The 17,706-nt window shown below is 37.1% G+C and carries 16 protein-coding genes; 5 read left to right on the top strand and 11 right to left on the bottom strand.

Annotated elements, in window-relative coordinates:
* Nucleotides 1-2: 2 nt before the first annotated feature.
* Both VB797_RS27185 and VB797_RS27190 read right to left on the bottom strand, forming a co-directional pair.
* Nucleotides 3-1,187, bottom strand: a complete 1,185-nt coding sequence (locus VB797_RS27185) for a glycosyltransferase (protein ID WP_323240888.1) — start codon at nt 1,185-1,187, stop codon at nt 3-5.
* Between the two features lie 31 nt (nt 1,188-1,218).
* Nucleotides 1,219-2,535, bottom strand: coding sequence for an O-antigen ligase (locus tag VB797_RS27190; protein WP_323240889.1), 1,317 nt, complete (start codon nt 2,533-2,535; stop codon nt 1,219-1,221).
* Nucleotides 2,536-3,255: 720 nt separating this feature from the next.
* Between VB797_RS27190 and VB797_RS27195 the strand changes: the two genes are divergently transcribed.
* Nucleotides 3,256-5,565 carry a GumC family protein gene (locus VB797_RS27195; RefSeq protein WP_323240890.1) on the top strand — a complete coding sequence of 770 codons (2,310 nt, stop codon included), beginning with the start codon at nt 3,256-3,258 and terminating at the stop codon, nt 5,563-5,565.
* 69 nt (nt 5,566-5,634) lie between these two features.
* Complete coding sequence (locus VB797_RS27200) at nt 5,635-6,981, top strand: lipopolysaccharide biosynthesis protein (protein ID WP_323240891.1); 1,347 nt, start codon at nt 5,635-5,637, stop codon at nt 6,979-6,981.
* Between the two features lie 32 nt (nt 6,982-7,013).
* On the opposite strand, the gene VB797_RS27205 is transcribed toward VB797_RS27200, so the two are convergent.
* Nucleotides 7,014-7,508 carry an ATP-binding protein gene (locus VB797_RS27205; RefSeq protein WP_323240892.1) on the bottom strand — a complete coding sequence of 165 codons (495 nt, stop codon included), beginning with the start codon at nt 7,506-7,508 and terminating at the stop codon, nt 7,014-7,016.
* A 237-nt stretch (nt 7,509-7,745) separates the two neighbouring features.
* The gene (locus VB797_RS27210) at nt 7,746-8,687 is read right to left on the bottom strand and encodes a serine hydrolase (protein ID WP_323240893.1); all 942 of its coding nucleotides are present in this window, start codon (nt 8,685-8,687) and stop codon (nt 7,746-7,748) included.
* 52 nt (nt 8,688-8,739) lie between these two features.
* Here VB797_RS27210 and VB797_RS27215 point away from each other — a divergent pair, with 52 nt between their 5' ends.
* Nucleotides 8,740-9,450 carry a C40 family peptidase gene (locus VB797_RS27215; RefSeq protein WP_323240894.1) on the top strand — a complete coding sequence of 237 codons (711 nt, stop codon included), beginning with the start codon at nt 8,740-8,742 and terminating at the stop codon, nt 9,448-9,450.
* A gap of 14 nt (nt 9,451-9,464) precedes the next feature.
* Nucleotides 9,465-10,481 (top strand): glycosyltransferase family 2 protein, encoded by a 1,017-nt coding sequence (locus VB797_RS27220; RefSeq protein WP_323240895.1) that lies wholly within the window; start codon nt 9,465-9,467, stop codon nt 10,479-10,481.
* Nucleotides 10,482-10,690: 209 nt separating this feature from the next.
* Here VB797_RS27220 and VB797_RS27225 read toward each other — a convergent pair whose 3' ends face one another.
* Together VB797_RS27225 and VB797_RS27230 are read right to left on the bottom strand one after the other, a co-directional pair.
* A complete protein-coding gene (locus VB797_RS27225; protein WP_323240896.1) occupies nt 10,691-11,077 on the bottom strand; it encodes a type II toxin-antitoxin system VapC family toxin in 387 nt (128 codons plus the stop codon).
* Nucleotides 11,074-11,292, bottom strand: a complete 219-nt coding sequence (locus VB797_RS27230) for a type II toxin-antitoxin system prevent-host-death family antitoxin (RefSeq protein WP_323240897.1) — start codon at nt 11,290-11,292, stop codon at nt 11,074-11,076. Before VB797_RS27230 ends, VB797_RS27225 begins: the two co-directional genes overlap by 4 nt.
* A 210-nt stretch (nt 11,293-11,502) precedes the next feature.
* Here VB797_RS27230 and VB797_RS27235 point away from each other — a divergent pair, with 210 nt between their 5' ends.
* Nucleotides 11,503-12,741, top strand: coding sequence for an MFS transporter (locus VB797_RS27235; protein WP_323240898.1), 1,239 nt, complete (start codon nt 11,503-11,505; stop codon nt 12,739-12,741).
* 38 nt (nt 12,742-12,779) lie between these two features.
* Here VB797_RS27235 and VB797_RS27240 read toward each other — a convergent pair whose 3' ends face one another.
* The 5 genes from VB797_RS27240 to VB797_RS27260 form a co-directional block, all read right to left on the bottom strand.
* On the bottom strand, nt 12,780-13,889 hold the full coding sequence (locus VB797_RS27240; protein ID WP_323240899.1) for a HAMP domain-containing sensor histidine kinase: 1,110 nt from the start codon (nt 13,887-13,889) through the stop codon (nt 12,780-12,782).
* 69 nt (nt 13,890-13,958) lie between these two features.
* Nucleotides 13,959-14,336: a hypothetical protein gene (locus tag VB797_RS27245; protein WP_323240900.1), complete on the bottom strand. Its 378-nt coding sequence runs from the start codon at nt 14,334-14,336 to the stop codon at nt 13,959-13,961.
* Between the two features lie 4 nt (nt 14,337-14,340).
* The gene (locus VB797_RS27250; RefSeq protein WP_323240901.1) at nt 14,341-14,838 is read right to left on the bottom strand and encodes a Rab family GTPase; all 498 of its coding nucleotides are present in this window, start codon (nt 14,836-14,838) and stop codon (nt 14,341-14,343) included.
* 15 nt (nt 14,839-14,853) lie between these two features.
* Nucleotides 14,854-16,629 carry an OmpA family protein gene (locus VB797_RS27255; RefSeq protein WP_323240902.1) on the bottom strand — a complete coding sequence of 592 codons (1,776 nt, stop codon included), beginning with the start codon at nt 16,627-16,629 and terminating at the stop codon, nt 14,854-14,856.
* A 100-nt stretch (nt 16,630-16,729) separates the two neighbouring features.
* Complete coding sequence (locus VB797_RS27260; RefSeq protein WP_323240903.1) at nt 16,730-17,338, bottom strand: hypothetical protein; 609 nt, start codon at nt 17,336-17,338, stop codon at nt 16,730-16,732.
* Nucleotides 17,339-17,706 lie beyond the last annotated feature (368 nt).

Raw genomic sequence — 17,706 nt, forward strand, 5'->3', positions numbered from 1 at the left:
AATTATATTAATGACTTTATGTCTGATACAACTTCCTGGATTACTTGAGTTCCGAAGAGTGATTCAAGTAGTGTTTGCTCGATGCGAGTTTTTTGGAAGTTACAAAGTAAATTAACAATTGCTGCTGCAAAAGATTGTTTATCTGAAGCAATTTTGAAATACTGCTTAACAGAAAGAGGTAAACCCGCCACTCCTTGAGGTGTAGAGACAATAGGTAAACCTGCCATTAGCATTTCTAAGGATTTGATGCTAACCCCGCTACCTGTTAAAACTGGATTAATTAAAACGCGCCCGGAATTATAAATTTGTTTGGATGATGATGGATTTATGCTCAAATCTACGCCATCAGTATGTTCGCACAGTTGCCTAATTTTATTTATCGGTTTCGCTCCAGCGATTAAAACTTTGACATTGGATAGTTGAGAGCGAATTTCAGGCAGGACTTGAGTTAAAAACCAAATAATCCCGGCTACATTATTATTAGAATACAGGTTGCCTAAAAAAACAATATCATATTGAGAACATTGATTATTCTCTTGATAATTCTCATTGATATTTTGATTAAACTCCATCAAGGGAGGTAAATAGCGTCCATTTCTAAAGCCATGAGACTTCCAGAATTTTAAATCTTCAGTAGAAATATCATAGAATAAAAGACTATTTTTCAATAATGATTTTTCATATTGTTCTAAATGAGAAACTGATAAATATCTTTTAAGTTTACTTGTGCCGATCGCAGAAGAAAATAATCGTTGGTAATATAGATGCTCAATATTATGACAACGAGTAACTATAGGGATATTGCAGTATTGGCTTAGTTGAGACGCAACATCTCCACCATGAATACCATCCAACCAAACAATATGAGGCTTAAAAGCATGAACTTGAGAAACTAAATGATTTAAGTTTTGTCCTCTAACGAGTCTGGAAGTAACTTCTAAAGGATAGCGAAATAGATTAAAAAACCTATAAGTTTTAGCGCATAAACTATATTGAAATGGAATAAAATAAGTAGAACTAACATACTTTTTGATTTCAGCTATTTCTTCATAATGTGGAACTCGGTCAAACCAACATATAAGCTGTAGTTCAACACCAATTTGAGAAAAAGCTTTGATTCTGCGCCACATATCTATTCGTCCGCCATGAATCGCAGGATAAGGGATGTCATGGCATACTAAAGTCATCTTCATCTTGATATTTCTTTGATTATTGCTGTTAGTTATGTTCGGTAAAAGTTTTTATATTCATCCATTCTTGCTCTATTGCAGTATTGTATTGATAAGTTTTGGCAACAGGATACTCAATAGCAAGGGAAAAAACAGTAGAAACATAGATGATCCAGAAAATACTATTAGTTTCTACAAGAGTGCTTTCGCTGATGTTGTACATAACTAAAAAAGTTAGATACATCAAAGGCCAAGCTCCCTCTATACATTTGGTGATTCGCAACCACATCACTCCTCTGAAATAGGTAGTAATAAAGCTCAATAAAAATACCGATAAGCCTGCAATACCTAATTCTGCGAATAAATCCATGAAGCCGTTATGTCCGTAAGGACATTCCCAGGCAAGGGTTCGCCAAAGATAGGCTGTTATCTCACTATCCCAATCTCTCCAGACAGCATTAAATCCATAGCCTAACCAAGGTCGTTCCCAGATTAAATCAAACATTGCACTCCATATATCGGTGCGTCCGGTTAGGGTTAAATCCTTGCCTAATGCATCGGCAACAACGGGTAAATTATCTATCAATAACGTAGATATACTCCCAACCGTAAGTATTAATGCGATCGTTAAAGGTATTAACTGGTTGTAATTGCGCCGCCAACTTCTGTAAAGAGGCAAAATAGCTGTTAGTGACAGAAAAACAACTAAAGATGATTTGGAAGTTGAAAGTACGATTAAGGCAATAGAAAGAATATAGCCAGCCCAGGGAATCCAGCGATATCTAAAGTTACGGATAGGATTACTCATAGCAACAAATAAAAACACCATGCTGCTGAGAACCATCAATCGACCCAAGATATTTTTATGGGTCATGATTCCACGCCAAGCACCCGCATGAATCCCTCCTTCTTGAACGGTCATTAAGCCATATTTTGGTAGCCCAATAGCAAACATAAAGCTCAATGCAATTACTAAACCCAGAGCTACGGCTAATAGCTGTAGTTGTTCCCTCAAGGTAAAACGCATTGCCATGTATACGGCAAATACACTTGTTCCTAAAAGTAATCCACTACGTCGTGGAGTAATATCGGGCGCGAAAGTCCACAATGTTGAAGCTATAACAATTCCTAAGAATAGCCATATCCAAATATTTTTTTGTGCAACGCGGACAAAATTTTTCTGATGCTTCGCTATTAGCAAGAAAGTAATTGTATAGATTCCCGTAAAAAATTTGGGACTGTAGGGGTCGCTACTTATTCCCCCACCACCTCCACCTTCTATAAGTACAGGTATTAAGGCACTTGTAGAAAGAAAAAGAGTAAATACAACGAATATCTTTTCGGCTAGCTTTGGTAACTTTGGCATACCGAATATATTTCCTAATATATTATTTTTATATAGATGAAAATACCTAAAATTTAAAGGTATCGCCAAACTTCACAATTATTTTAAGTGAATTAACTAATGAAGTTTTTTAATTAATGAATCAATTATCTTATTTTGTCAATAGATAATTTTCAGTTTATCCGACCATTATAATTGTGTTTAATAACTTCACATTTTTCATATAAATCAATATTTGGAAAACTGCTAAGAACTGCAATCAAAGACTTACAGACTTAAGTGCATGGATAACATTTTCTAGATACTGAATATAATATTAAAAATATTATGCGTATTTTTACTTTTTTTAGCAATATTAGCAAATGGAAATTTCACTCAATCTTCATCAGATAGTCCGATATCAGTAAAGATTCTATTAATTAGGGTTAATTCGCGATCGAGCAAGATATGTTGAGCGTATCGCCCTATTATTAAGTTTCAAAGAAGATATGTCGCAGCGTGTCAGAGAAATTATTGAGATGTAGTAAGATGCAAATACCTTAAAGTAAGATATCTAAATCTAACTACTGTATTCATACAATGCTATGGACGCTGCCGACGAACGGCAATATGTAAGAAATAACCATAGTAAGTATTCAAATTATCTTTACGAACAGGTTCGCAACACAATGTTCACAACTGCGTTATTTTCTGAAAGTGGATATTAAATTGTTTGAAATGAGATTTTGAATGGAAACACAAATGCCAACAAAAGAACAGGATTTGCATTCTCTAAGTAAAAGTGAATCGTTATCTAGAGAGCCGTATTGGTTATTAAGAAGACCTGAAAATGTTGAAGAAAACATTCCTTTTAGTCACATTTTCTCAATTTTACGTCGTCGAGCAGCTTTAATTGCTAGTGTCGCACTTATCGCAACGACGGGGGCTGCTTTCTGGAGTTCAACTCGTACCCCTACGTATGAAGGCAAATTTCAATTATTAGTTGAACCTTTAAGAAATTCTGAAAGCGAACTGCTAGTTTTACTGTCTCAAACTCTTCAGCAAGATGTAAATAAAATTACAAGAGACAATAGTACATCTTTAGATTATCAAGCTTTGGTAGAGGTCTTAAAAAGCCCGAAAATTATAGAACCTGTGGTGAAGGAAATTCAGACCAAATTTCCAGGGGTTAGCTATAGCAAACTAGTTGGTGATAGCAAGTCTGGAAAAGTACCTAGTGCGGTTAAAGATGGTAATTTGCATATTAGCCGACTTTCGAGCGGTGAGATTGAATCCAGAGTTATAGAAATTCGCTACAAGGATTCCAACCCCGATAAAGTTCTGTATGTGTTGGACAAAGTTTCTCAAGCTTATCGAAAGTATAGTCTCGAACAGCAGCAAACGAATTTACGTCAAGGAATCAAATTTGTAGAACAGCAGATTCCCAAATTGCGGTTGCGAGTTAATACGTTGCAAGGACAAATGCAGCTTTTTCAGCAGAATTACAACTTATTTAATCCCGAACTTCAAGGAGAACAATTACTTACCAGGGTCGATGAACTTCGAGCGTCGAAAACAGAAACGTCGAAAAAACTTGCAGAAACCAAGTCGCTTTATGCTTCGCTACAGAAACAGTTAGGAATGCCCCAACAAGCTGCGATCGCGGCTTCAGCTTTAAGCGAATCACCGCAGTATCAAGAAATACTCAAACGAGTTCGAGATATAGAAGCTGAAATTGCCACCGAGTCGGTACGACTAAGCGATGCAAATCCGGTAATGCAGTCCTTACGGCAGCAGCGTCAGAAATTAATCCCTTTATTAAAGCGGGAAGCACAATTAGCTTTAGGCTCTAATGCATCCGAAGAATTACTTAATCCCCAGGTTGGAACTTATCAAAATTCGGTTCGTCGGGAACTGATTCAGACAATGGCTGAAGCTGCAAACCAGATTCAATTATTAGAAGCGAGCTTGAAAGCTACCGATGATGCTTTAATCGAATTAAACAAGCAAATCAAACAATATCCAGCAGTTGCTGGTAGATATGCCAACTTGGAGCGGGAATTGCAAGTTGCTACCGATACTCTCAAACAGCTTTTAGGCAAGCAAGAAGCGCTACGGGTAGATGCTGCTCAACAGGAAGTACCTTGGGAATTAATTATGCCTCCAAGGGTACCGCTAGATAAAAATGGTAACGCGATCGCGGATGCTTCTAAAGGTAAGATCTACATTCTTTTAGGAGGAGTTGGGGGTTTGCTACTAGGTGTTCTAGCTGCTTTTCTTCTGGAGAATGTTCAGAATGTTTTCCACGATTCGCAAGAAGTTAAACGAACCGCGAAACTACCTTTATTAGTTACGATTCCTTACTCAAAAGAAATCAAAAGATTAGCTCCTGCCGAAAAGGAATTAGTTTATACTCTTGAAACAGAAGAACGCTGGCTGCTACAAAATGCCGATGCTAAAAACGAACACCACACGAATCCCTACAAGCAAGCTTTTTACTCTTTGTATACTAGAATCCAAGCTTTAAGAGAGCAAGCTACTATTTGTTCGATAGTTGTGACATCAGCGACCCCAGGAGAAGGTAAATCTACTGTGGCAACAACCTTTGCTAAAACAGCCGCAGAAGCTGGTTTGCGGGTGCTGTTGGTGGATGCTAATTTACAAAATCCTCAAGTGCATCACAGTTTGGGCTTAGTAAATACCCAGGGACTAAGCGAAATACTTTCCCAAGGTTTAGATTTAAACGATGCAGTTGGACAGTCCCATGAAGAAGAAAATTTATTTGTAATTACCGCAGGAGAGATACCCCGCAATCCTGCAAAGCTGTTTTCTTCACCGAGAATGCAAAATTTTGTCAAGCGATCGCAAGCTGATTTTGACTTGGTGGTGTATGACACTCCCCATATTTTGGGACGTTTGGACACCAGTATTTTAGCTACTCATGCTGATGGAATTTTGATGGTTGTAGGACTAGGTAAAACTGTTCGTCCTTTATTTTCAACAGCACTGGATGAATTAGAAGCCGGACGCAATCGGATCTTAGGTTTAGTTACTAATAGTTTAGAATCCTAATTAGTTAAAACCGCTTTGCCGATTGATTATATGCACATCAAAATTTAATAATTTCCTAGTACACAAATCGTGATTTCTTTAAACCCAATTACCAGGTATATTGAGAAAAAAGTATCTAGCCAGTTCATTCGTAATCTTGGCTGGCTAGGTATGGCTGAGATATTTTATAGAGTCTTACGCTTAGGATTAGTAGTCATTATTGCCAGGTATTTAACTCGCTATGATTACGGTTTGGGAGCGATTATTCTGGCAGTGCGCGAGTTTGCGATTACTTTTGCTGATGTCGGTATCGGTGCCAAGATTATCCAAGCTGATGAAAAAGAACTTCCGCAGTTATGTATTTCTGCTTTTTGGTTGAACTGGCTGATTTTTGCCAGTTTATTCATGATTCAGGCTATTGCGGCATTTCCTATTGCTTGGTTTTATCAAAGTAAAGATATTATTTTTCCAATTATTGTTACTGGAATAGCTTATTTAATTTGGCCGATTCACGGTATTCAAAAAACTTTAATTCAAAGGGAAAGCCGTTTTAAAGTTATAGCATTTACCGATACAGTTCAATACTGCATTTCGGGTATATTGACGGCAATATTTGCTGTAATGGGTATGGGAGTATGGGCATTTGCTCTGCCGGTAGTTATAGTTGCTCCCTTAGAAATCATCATATATTACAAATATCATTCTTGGCGACCCAAAGAAGGATTTACAACACTATATTGGGACGAGATATTAAGTTTTGGCAAAAATATTCTCGGTGTGGGATTATTAAAAACGTTAAGAAACAATTTAGATTATTTAATAGTTGGACGTTTTGTCGGAATTGAAGAGTTAGGAATCTACTTTTTTGGTTTCAACGCTGGATTGGGAATCAGTTTAAGCATCATTAATGCCATTAGTTCGGTCATGTTACCTCATTTATGTGCTGCCCGTACAGAATGGGTTGAATTCCAGCATCGTTATTTCCACAGTCTGAGAACTATTGCTTTTATAATTGTGCCTTTTGTTTTATTTCAAGCTACTTTAGCTCCTATTTACGTTCCCATTGTTTTTGGCAAACAGTGGATACCAGCTATCCCAATTTTGATCTTAATTTGCTTATCAGCAATTCCCCGACCTTTTGCAGATGCAGCATCTCAATTATTAGTAGCTGTAGGGAAACCTCATTTAGATTTGCGGTGGAATGTTATATTTACTAGCTTATTTGCGCTCTTTCTATTTATCGGAGTTAACACTCAAGTTGTTGTTAGTACTTTTTTCGGTGCCGATACTGTTAACAGTTTGACATTGATATTAGGAGAACATTGGAAAGTTGTTGGAATAGCCACATCTGTTTTATTGGTTCATATAATTTTCTTACCGTTTTTTACAATCTGGGCTACACGTCATGTGTTTCCGAAGAAATTACAGAAGTTGTAAAGATTGATCATGAGAAATGTCATGGTTAAATTTTAATTGCTTTGATATGTCTTGATATTGAATTTTTCTTCAGGTGTTGGAGGTTGAAAATATTTTGTAACAGCCTCAAACTCTGCATCAGTAGTAAATGCTGAACCTTCAGATTTTTCTTGACTTCTCATCTTCAATTGCTGCTTGCAAAGTTCATCTGATGCAGCTACATAGTGAAGTAAATGATTTGCTTGTACAGAATCAAATATCGAACGGAACCAATTACGTTGCTTGGGAGTATTTCCGGGAAAATCGAGAACTATTGATATACCTTGTAAAAGAAGATATTGAATATGCTGCACCAGTATTGCTTTTAATCTAGGTGAATACTTGAGATAGTCATCAAAATCATTGATTTCTTCTGGATATAACTTTGATAACCAATCATCTTCGGCTATTAAAACAGCATTATTTTCTTCAGCTATAGACCTTGCTAAGGTTGATTTTCCACTAGCCATTTTGCCACAAAAAAAGTGTAAGGTTGGTTTTTTATTCATTACTATTTTGTAGGTTGGATTAGTTGGTAGGTTGGGTTATACACGAAAATAAAATTTCGTTTGTAACGCCAGCTTTATAATTATTGTGTCGTAACCTAACATTACTCTTTTTTAATAAATTGCGATATTTAAGAATACCCCCGAAAGAATTTGTTGGGTTACAGCGCTCTTGTTAATTTCTTGTTAAACATCATTATCCTTCGTGCGCTTAACCCAACCTACAAACTCTCTATCTTCCTAATCCATATTACAAACCGCTGACCTAAACTGTTGAGAAACAAAAGGTAAAATTTCTCTACTTTTAGCGTTTGCTTTCCCTTCTGTAAACACTACTAATAAATAAGGACGCTTATCCGGTATTTCTATATAAGCTGCATCATGAAGTACCGAAGAAGTCCAACCGGCTTTTGACCAGATTTTTGCTGTTTGCGGAAGACTACCACCTAAAAAACCCGTAACTTGGTCTTCTTCTACATCTTTCGGTAACTCTTCGGGGTTTAAACTCCGCTCGATCAGATTCATCATTTCTTGAGAACGGGTTGCGCTGACTGCAACCCCACCAACGATCGCGTGCAATAATCTGGCGATCGCATTGGTATTTAGCATATTACGATTTTCTAATAACTGTCCGTAAAATGCCCGTTCTCTTCCGTAAGGTCCATCACCCCAAGTTTTTTGACATACGTTTACTGTCTTTAATTCTTCCCATTTCAAAGACTGCAAGTAGCGGTTGACTATATTGCGCTGCTGTTTCCAAGTTTCAAATGGTCCGGGGGGTAATTCCGGCCCCGACGTAGTGCCGGTTAATACATCGACAATCAAGCTGGTAGCATCGTTACTCGAATCTACAATCATATCGCGCATGGCTCGCTCTAACTCTGCGTTCGTCTGTGTCATGCCTTTTTCGAGCCATTCGTGTATCGCTAACAAATAAAATAGTTTAACTACAGAAGCCGGATAAATTGTTTCTACACCGCGATAAGTAAAACCACGTACAGGATGATTCCAAAAGGCATCTGGAGTTAAAGCACCACCAGTATTTACAGGTACCGGGGGATCGTAGACAATCCAAGTTACAGCAATTTGGTTACGAGCTAACGTAGAAAATTCGTTCCAAGTAGCCTCTAAAATACTATTACCAAGTGTTTCAAGTTGTTCGTCGCGCTTAAAGAAAAACATAGTCACTGTCCGATTTTGAATTAAACTTCGTTGTTATTACTTACAAATTTTTATGTTTCAAGAGGAATTGCAAGCAAAGGTTGATTATATAACCGAAGCCGATTTAAATATCTACGATTCTCCCGAATGTCAGGGTCTGTCAACTCAAGCACAGAAGGGGAGATATTTACAGCTAATGGTAGAAACATTAAATCAAACTTCGGTACAGGTATGCTTATCTGAAGATAATTATCCCGGTTGGTTATTAATTAGCGATTTAAATTTATTATCACCAGCGACCGAACCATTACAGACTAAATCATTTTCGGCTGCGGAGATACAGAAACTTTTACCCTCCGTCATCGCTTTTACCCAAAAAGCCATGCAACAACCAAATTACTATCTTTGGGGTGGTACTGTAGGACCCAATTATGATTGTTCGGGACTGATGCAAAAAGCGTTTGGTTCGGTAGGAATTCGTTTACCCAGAGATGCTTATCAGCAGGAAGCTTTTGTCCAACAAGTTTGTACTGTAGAAAATTTCGATCAAAAGTTCTTACAACCAGGAGATTTAATATTTTTTGGTACTCCTCAAAAAGCGACTCATGTAGGGCTTTATTTGGGAGATGGTTGCTACATCCATAGTTCTGGTAAAGATAAAGGCAGAAATGGTATTGGGATTGACCGTCTTTCGGAACAGGGAGACGAGGTTAGTCGGTCATATTATAAACAGTTACGCGGTGTCGGAAGGGTGGTAAGCAGTTACATCCCGCAAAAAGGCTAAGGATATATACAACAATGATCGGAAATGGGTTGTCTAATTTAACGATTGAAGAAGATACGGTGTCTTCTGTTCTGGATGTTTCGGTTGTAGTACCAGTACATAACGAAGTGGAAAGTTTACCTCTTTTACTGGAAGCAATTTCATCCACTTTGATTGAAAGTAATTTAAGTTACGAAATTATCTGCGTTGATGACGGTTCCACGGACGGTTCCGTACAATTGCTTAAAGACCAAGCACAAATCCGCACCGATTTGAAGAGCATAATTTTGCGTCGTAATTACGGACAAACTGCGGCAATGGCAGCAGGTTTTTATCATGCACGGGGTCAAGCTATTGTAACTTTAGATGCCGATTTGCAAAACGACCCTGTGGATATCCCTATGCTGTTGGCTAAGTTAGAAGAAGGCTATGACTTAGTAAGTGGTTGGCGCAAAAATCGCCAAGATGCGGCTTTAACCCGCTTATTACCTTCCAAAATCGCTAACTGGTTAATTCGTCGCATCACCAGCGTTAATATTCATGATTACGGTTGTTCTCTAAAAGCCTATCGCACCGAACTTGTAGCAGATATGAACCTGTACGGAGAACTGCACCGCTTTTTACCTGCCTTGGCATATATCGAAGGTGCCAGAATTACCGAAATCCCAGTCCGTCATCACGCACGGCGTTTTGGTAGCAGTAAATACGGTTTGGGTCGTACTTTCCGAGTAGTGATGGATTTATTTACGATCACTTTCATGAAAAAGTTTCTTAACCGTCCCATGCACGTTTTTGGACTGTGGGGCTTGATTTTTATGGTATCCGGTGGGGGAATAAGCATTCATCTAGCTTGGGCTAAATTAATCTTGAGTCAAGACATTGGCGATCGTCCTTTATTGATTTTAGCCGTGTTGCTTTTGGTGACTGGGGTACAGCTATTTTGCTTCGGGTTGTTGGCTGAGCTATTAATGCGTACTTACCACGAATCCCAAGGTAGACCAATTTACAGGATTCGGGAAGTTGTGGGGAGTAAGGAAGTAGGGTATGGGTAATGGGGAATGGGTAGGTTGGTTAAGCGCACGAAGAATAATCATGCTCAAGAATAAACTATGTTAGCGCTGTAACCCAACATTTTTTGATGGAGTATTCTTAAATATCTCAATTCAGAAAAGAGTAATGTTGGGTTAGGACACGATAATATAAATTCCCGTGACAAAGGAAATTTGCCGTTTTCGTGTCTAAGCCAACCTACAAGCTAAAACTAATTGATTATAGTTACAGAGTATTTCTCAAAGGCTGAATCAACAGTGATAATAGATATATTTTCAACTATAGATTGAGCAATTATGAGGCGATCAAAAGGGTCTCTATGATGAAGAGGTAGGGTCGCATTAATATAAAAATGTTCTAATTTAATTTCAAGTAGATTGATACTACTTTTAATAATTTCTGACTCAACGAATTCTTCATACGAAGCATCAAACGTTAACTTTCCTAAATTATACTTTATCGACATCTCCCATAGACTAGCTAGACTTAAGTAAATAACATTATTCTCATCTTCAATTAAAGATTTTAAATTATCTTTCAATCGAGGATTATCATTAACGAACCACAGGAATATATGAGTATCTAACAATAAATTCATTCCATATATTCCTGAAAGTCTTCAAGAGGTTCGTCAAAATCGTCACTCATCCAAACTTTACCTTTAGCAGTTCCTCTTTTTAAAGGTCGTTTTATGGGTGAGATTTTGGCTACTGGTTTGTCATCTTGAGTGATAATAATTTCTTCTCCATTAATAGCTAAATCAAGAAGTTTGGATAAATTGGATTTCGCTTGAGTTATATCTAGTTGGGTCATAAGTATAGTTGTAACCTGCTTTTTAACTATTTATCTTAGCTTCCTGCTTCTGCGGGGTACCACCTGACAAGGGTAGAAATTATTATCTTTTCTGATCGTGCTATGTAAAGTAATGTAACATAGATTTAGTAGTCTTTTATTTGTTCCGAACTGTTGAACTGTAAATAATCAGCTACAAGTTACATACCTCACACAATAATTGCATCTGCTGTGAAAGTTTTATTCTCACTTGATGGTCAAATACGGCGAAATCTGCTGTTTTTATTTGCAGCAGGTTTATTGTTTTGGGCTAGTTTGGCTTCGTTGCTACCAACTTTACCGCTTTATGTTGAAGAGATTGGAGCAACAAAACAGCAAATTGGCGTGGTAATGGGCAGTTTTGCCATTGGATTATTACTATTTCGCCCGTTTTTGGGTCAATTAGCAGATAAACGCGGTCGAAAAATTGTGTTAATAATTGGTATTTTATCCGCAGCGATCGCACCAATTGGCTACAATTTTGTTCAATCTATACCGCTGTTGATGGTAGTAAGAGCTTTCCACGGTATTAGTATAGCGGCTTTTTCTACGGGATTTTTGGCATTAGTTGCAGATATCGCACCTGTAGAAAATCGCGGAGAATTAATTGGCTATATGAGTTTGGTTAATCCGCTTGGTTTAGCGATTGGTCCGGCTTTGGGTGGTTATTTAATGGAAGCTTATGGATATACGCCATTATTTATATTATCTAGCACTTTGGCTTGTCTTGGATTGTTATGTACGATCCCAATTATTAATCCCATCGTACAAGCACACGAGCAAATTATTCTTGATGACAGTCCATTTTGGCGAAAGTTGATTAGTCCCAGGGTGAGAATTCCGGCTGTTATCTTGTTAATGATAGGTTTGATTCTCGGAACTTTACACACATTCGTACCGTTATTTATCAAATCAACCGAAGTCGATTTAAACCCTGGATTATTTTACACGGTAGTAGCGATCGCCAGTTTTTGTTCTCGGTTATTTTGTGGAAAAGCCAGCGATCAATTTGGTCGCGGTTTGTTTGTCACCTTAAGTTTAATTTGTTACAGTATAGCGCTAGTATTATTATGGACGGCGAATAGCTCTGAGGATTTCTTATTCGCCGCAACAATCGAGGGAATTGGTGGTGGTACGATAATTCCGATGATTGCTGCGATGATCGCAGATAGAGCTTATCCCCAGGAAAGAGGAAGAATATTCAGTTTATGTATGGTTGGCTTTGATATTGGTATAGCGCTTGCAGGACCAATTTTCGGTGTAGTCGCGCAATCAATTGGTTATCGCAACATATTCGGATTTAACTTTGCGATCGCCTTAGTAGCAGTAATTATCTTTATTACACTATCAAGTAAAAATTTACCTGCTTCCTTACGCTTCGCTTTCGGACGTGGTATCGATGTTTACTCGCTAAAAAAAGTTAACAGTTAGCAGTTATAAGTTTTGAATTTCCACCTTTGACCTATTCCCTATTTTTTCAACAAAGTAAACCAAAACCGAGAACCACCACCTTCACGGGGTCTATAACCGATTTCTCCTCCCCAACGTTCGACGGTGATTTTGCAAAAATAAAGTCCTAGTCCAGATTTACCCGTTTTTTTCTCCCCTTGAGTAAACTTTTGAAATAAAGTATCAGCGATTTCTTCTGGAACTCCGCTTCCTCGATCTTCTACACTGACAAGAATATATTCTTCGTCAGTTACTTTTAGGTTTATAGTAACCGTAGACCCCGGAGGACTATGACGGAAAGCATTTTCGAGCAAGTTGGCGAAAATTCGGTCTAAACGCGATTTATCACCAACTATTCGCCAATCTGCGGTTGGATCTATATCTTCGGAGAGTTGTAACTGTATTTGATTAAGTGTAAAACTTGGCGTTAATAATTCGATCGCATCCCGCGCAGCTACTAAAATATCTGGTGTCTCAACGTCATCAGTGAAGCTTTCTAAGGATTCAACTTCTTGAGAAAATGCGTTCAAAATTTCTCGAATCAGCATTTCTTGCTTGATAGTTTGCTTTCTACCGATTTCTAAACGTTCTTTACCTTTATCTGTTAAATTTTCCAATTCTAATAAAGCCAAACAACAGTTAATTCCGCTTAACTGTCCGGCAACATCATGTATAATGCAGTGAATTAAAACTTCTTTTTTCTGATTTTCCTTGAGAATATGTTGATAACTTAGCTTATTTTCTCTAGCTTGCTGAATTAAGCTTTGTTTTTCAATGTAAGCATCGCTCATCATTTCAATCAGTAATATTTTTTTCTGATTTACAAACAAAGTTGTAGCTTCAAAATGAAATTCTTGACCAGATATATCTAAATCGCTCCATATCCCCGATTTTAAGTGTTTCTCATCATTATTTTGCCAATATTCTTCCGCATCAATTAAAAAGTTCTCTAAGAAAGGAAACTCTTCTTCAGGAATTAAAAGTTCCATTTCTGGTTTAAAAGTCCTGCGACAAAACCGTCTGACCCACTTAGGGATATTTCCAGAAATTTTAAACTTACCAACTTCAAGCCGTTTTAAAACTAAAATATCCAAAGCGGCAAAAATTTCTGATGCGATCAATTCACTCATAATTAAACAGTCACACAATCAAGACTTATTAAATATTTTTTCTCGCCGATATAATATTACTACTCTTTGTTATTTCTGCTGCGTTAAATGGGAAGAATTTACTTCCTGTTGAACTTTAAATATTTGGATTTCGTCCCAAGTTGCATCTAATAGTAATACCCAATCTCCATCTTTTTCGGGAAATAAATGCACGTCCGCACAAATTCCATTATTAGTTTTGACACAGGGTAGAAACAATGGAAAACCATCAAGGGGTAAAAGTCCTTCCAGGAAGAAAATTTGTTCGCTAGCATTTTCTCCTTGTTGTAAATTAGTTACTCCATATTCCGTTAAATCACCACCCCAAATAGCTAAACATCCATCTTTATTCACAAAAATATATGCCAGAGAACGGCTTTCTTGCATGAAATTAACCAGATAACTACTGACAGGAAATGGAATATCCATATATTCATCCTTCCAGTATTTTGGAAGCAAGTGTATTAAAAATTTCTTCTACATTTAAGCCAGTTTTTGCACTCGCTTTAGTCACAATCCACCCTTTTTGTTCAACAGCTTCAATACTTGCAGGGTCTAATTCCCATTGATCTTGTAAATCCCACTTATTTAATACCAAAATAAAAGGTATTTTACCTAAGTTTTCTTCAACTCGCTGTTGTAATTCAACAGCTTTTTGTAAAGTGCTTTTTCGGGTTCCATCTACCACCAACAAATAACCAGATGAACCTCTCAGATAAGAAGTTCTTAATTTCTGAAATTCATCTTCCCCATATAAGTCCCATAGAATCAAATTTAATTCTTGTTCGTTGACTTGTAATGTTTTTTTATCAATTTTCACACCCACGGTAGTTTGATATTTTTCCGAAAATATGCTGTAGACAAATTTTGTTACCAAGCTTGTTTTACCAGTCGCAAATGCACCTACCATACAGATTTTTTTCTGGAGCATTAAGCCTATCATCCTTTATTTAGCAATGTCGTCTATGATAACTTTGAAAGAGACTCTACGATTGAATATTTTATCTTTTTCACTTAATTCCGGACGTAAAATCTGCTCGGAACCTAATGCTTTTGTACTAAAATTATTTCGACCAATTCCTACAGATCCAAGATAAATTAAAATTCTCTTAGCACGATCTTGAGAGAGTTTGATATTCGCTTGTTTATCTCCTGCGGTACTTGTATGTCCGGCAATTTCAATTAATACATCTTTTTTTAATGTTTTACTCGCATCAATCAGTTTTCGTAGTTTCGGTACTAATTTAACTACTTTTTCTGATTCACCGGGTAAAAATTCGGTAGTATCGTTTTCAAAAAGTACTATTACTTGTTCAATTTCTTTTTTATAAGCATTAAGCTGGTCAAAATCTAAATCGGTAATGTCATCTTGATATTTAGTAATACCCAAAAAAGATAGCGATGCTGTTCGTTCTCTTGCTGACAAAATCCATTTGCGAGATGCGGAACCTGTAGCATTCAACACGCCATTTTGTTCGAGTTTAAAGGTAACTGTTTCGGGCTTTTGCAGTAACTGTGCGGCTCTTTTAATAGTAATTTGCGGTTCTAAAGATACAAAAGGCTTCCACTGATAAACAACTGTTTTAGTATTGAGATTAGCTTGTTTCATTAGCTGTTGCGGTTCAACTGCTAACGGATCGCGCATACCTGCAATAAAATATTTGCCATTTCTTTGATCGGTTTTAATTACCACAATTCCCGGTTGAGCGTCTAAATTTTTTACATAATTATCCCAGCGTCGATTATCTCTATTGACAAAAAAGCCCCAACTAGCTAACACCATTGCCAGTAAACCTATAGAAGCCCATGCGTAAATATATCTTGTTTTATTCGGATTTGTATAACGAGATTCCAGACAAGCTTTTAAATATGGCTGACTGACCACAAACGGTTCAGTATCCCCAGAAAAATTACGGATTTCTCTACCGAATTTTAGATGTATCTTTTCTAAGGTATTTTTAAATACAAACCTTAAATCTTCCGGTGCATTTCCGCGAATAATACCCGCTAAAACGGCTGTTGGTCCTTCTTCAATCCAAATAGTCAGTTCCCCAAATTCTAAAGTATGCAGTCCTTCGTGTTTCTGCACCTCAAAGGAGTCCTTCACAAAATCTTGAATTGCTGTCAACATTGCTGAAACTAAAGTCGGGTCTTGAGATGTCACCTGGGATGCGACAAGATGCTGCAAAATCAATCCGGTGTGTTTGTCAATCAGAAACACCTGTTCTACACGATAAACTAGCGTCCGCAGCAGTACAACTTCCGCAAACGATTTCCCCGTTTGTCTAGCTTCTATTCTCCACTTCAAACTTTGCGGTGAAACGCTGTGTTCCAAAGCATAATTGAACGACTGTAACATCTCATCCAAAGCAGTAGCGATCGCCTTTCGTGTAGCAGGACCAATAATCGGGAAAATAGCCTCGGAAAGTACGTTAATATCTTTCTTTACAGAAGAATCGATCGCTTGCTCAATAGTAGGAACCATCGCTTCGCTTAGCTGTTCATCCTGCATTGTCCGCAAAACAACTGCTTCTGGAAGCATTTGACTGATATCTTCAGCGTCAACTTGAGGATTATCAAGTTTTTCGTAAAATCGATGAAGTTTCGGTGGGTCGATTCCTAAAAGCAAACTTCGCAACTCGCTTAATTCACCTAATTCATTATTATCTTTAACCTGATTGTTTAAGGATTCTTCAGTTAATCGATTACCGTTATCACTCATCCGTACAACTTTTTACCTATTATCAATAAATCAAGTTAAATAGAAAAATCATTCATTTTCAAGTATTACTCGTTTAAAAATGAATGATTTTTGTCAATTATTATTGAGCATTCAGCCGCAAAGCTAATTCCGAGAACAAAGCAGCTAATTGAGAACGGTCAGTTTTTTGATTACGAAGTTCGTAAGTTTCCCGCTCTAGTAAACCGACAATTTCTTCATATTTTTGTCGAATATCATCATGTAAGTTCTGAGACTGACTAAAAATTTGTTGACGTAACTCTCGCTGAGTTTTACTTGCTTCTTCATCAATTTCAGTCATCTTTTTTTCTAAAGATTCAGCAAGTTTTCTCTGATCTTCAGTAATTGCTTTTAATGCTTCATCACGCTTGACCTGCTCGTTTTTGGTCTTAGCACCCAAAGCATCTGCTTCTTCTCGAATATAACTTTCTAGCGAATCTAGCCGTTTTCTCGTCTCATCTCTTAAATCCGTACATTCTTTGACCAAACGCTCTTCCAAACGAGAAAATTTCTTATCCAACTCCCGCATTTGAGAGCCAACTAAAATGTCTCTAACTTTGTGCAAACTATTATCATTAATCTCAGCATTACTATATCCTAAAGGCTTGTTAATATCTCTAGTTGATAATATTTGTCCTGCTTGGATTGCTTCTAAGGAAATATGATTATTTTGTTCTTCTGACGAATTCATGCTTCAAATTCCTAATAAAATCTTTCTACTTTGCTAAAAACTTCGTAGTTTTATCCATATAGCCTCATGTCAGTACATACTATTTTATACTAGTACTGCTTAGCAGGAAAAGTAACTACTTTGTTAAGTAGCATCTTAAAACTAGCTAGTAGGCAAAAAGCATCCTCCTTTGGATTGACATTAGATTATACATTCAAGAACATTATTATTTGTATAAGTATTATCAGGTAGATTATTAAGGTTTAATTAACATTGTGAGAATATTTCTATGTGTATAAATTTTTATCGATTGTGTGATGTTTCTAGATCGATGTTCAAATCTAAATTAGCGGTTATAGCTAAATATAGGATTACTCCCCAGAATATTG

The sequence above is a fragment of the Rivularia sp. UHCC 0363 genome (assembly GCF_034931125.1).
Lineage (GTDB): Bacteria > Cyanobacteriota > Cyanobacteriia > Cyanobacteriales > Nostocaceae > Rivularia.

Excerpts from the sequence above, each read along its gene's own strand:
- VB797_RS27210 (WP_323240893.1), bottom strand. The coding sequence starts at position 8,687 with ATGTTTTTCTTTAAGCGCGACGAACAACTTGAAACACTTGGTAATAGT.
- VB797_RS27195 (WP_323240890.1), top strand. The coding sequence starts at position 3,256 with ATGCCAACAAAAGAACAGGATTTGCATTCTCTAAGTAAAAGTGAATCG.
- VB797_RS27250 (WP_323240901.1), bottom strand. The coding sequence starts at position 14,838 with ATGCTCCAGAAAAAAATCTGTATGGTAGGTGCATTTGCGACTGGTAAA.
- VB797_RS27190 (WP_323240889.1), bottom strand. The coding sequence starts at position 2,535 with ATGCCAAAGTTACCAAAGCTAGCCGAAAAGATATTCGTTGTATTTACT.
- VB797_RS27185 (WP_323240888.1), bottom strand. The coding sequence starts at position 1,187 with ATGACTTTAGTATGCCATGACATCCCTTATCCTGCGATTCATGGCGGA.
- VB797_RS27205 (WP_323240892.1), bottom strand. The coding sequence starts at position 7,508 with ATGAATAAAAAACCAACCTTACACTTTTTTTGTGGCAAAATGGCTAGT.
- VB797_RS27260 (WP_323240903.1), bottom strand. The coding sequence starts at position 17,338 with ATGAATTCGTCAGAAGAACAAAATAATCATATTTCCTTAGAAGCAATC.
- VB797_RS27230 (WP_323240897.1), bottom strand. The coding sequence starts at position 11,292 with ATGACCCAACTAGATATAACTCAAGCGAAATCCAATTTATCCAAACTT.
- VB797_RS27245 (WP_323240900.1), bottom strand. The coding sequence starts at position 14,336 with ATGGATATTCCATTTCCTGTCAGTAGTTATCTGGTTAATTTCATGCAA.
- VB797_RS27255 (WP_323240902.1), bottom strand. The coding sequence starts at position 16,629 with ATGAGTGATAACGGTAATCGATTAACTGAAGAATCCTTAAACAATCAG.
- VB797_RS27220 (WP_323240895.1), top strand. The coding sequence starts at position 9,465 with ATGATCGGAAATGGGTTGTCTAATTTAACGATTGAAGAAGATACGGTG.
- VB797_RS27225 (WP_323240896.1), bottom strand. The coding sequence starts at position 11,077 with ATGAATTTATTGTTAGATACTCATATATTCCTGTGGTTCGTTAATGAT.
- VB797_RS27215 (WP_323240894.1), top strand. The coding sequence starts at position 8,740 with ATGTTTCAAGAGGAATTGCAAGCAAAGGTTGATTATATAACCGAAGCC.
- VB797_RS27240 (WP_323240899.1), bottom strand. The coding sequence starts at position 13,889 with ATGAGTGAATTGATCGCATCAGAAATTTTTGCCGCTTTGGATATTTTA.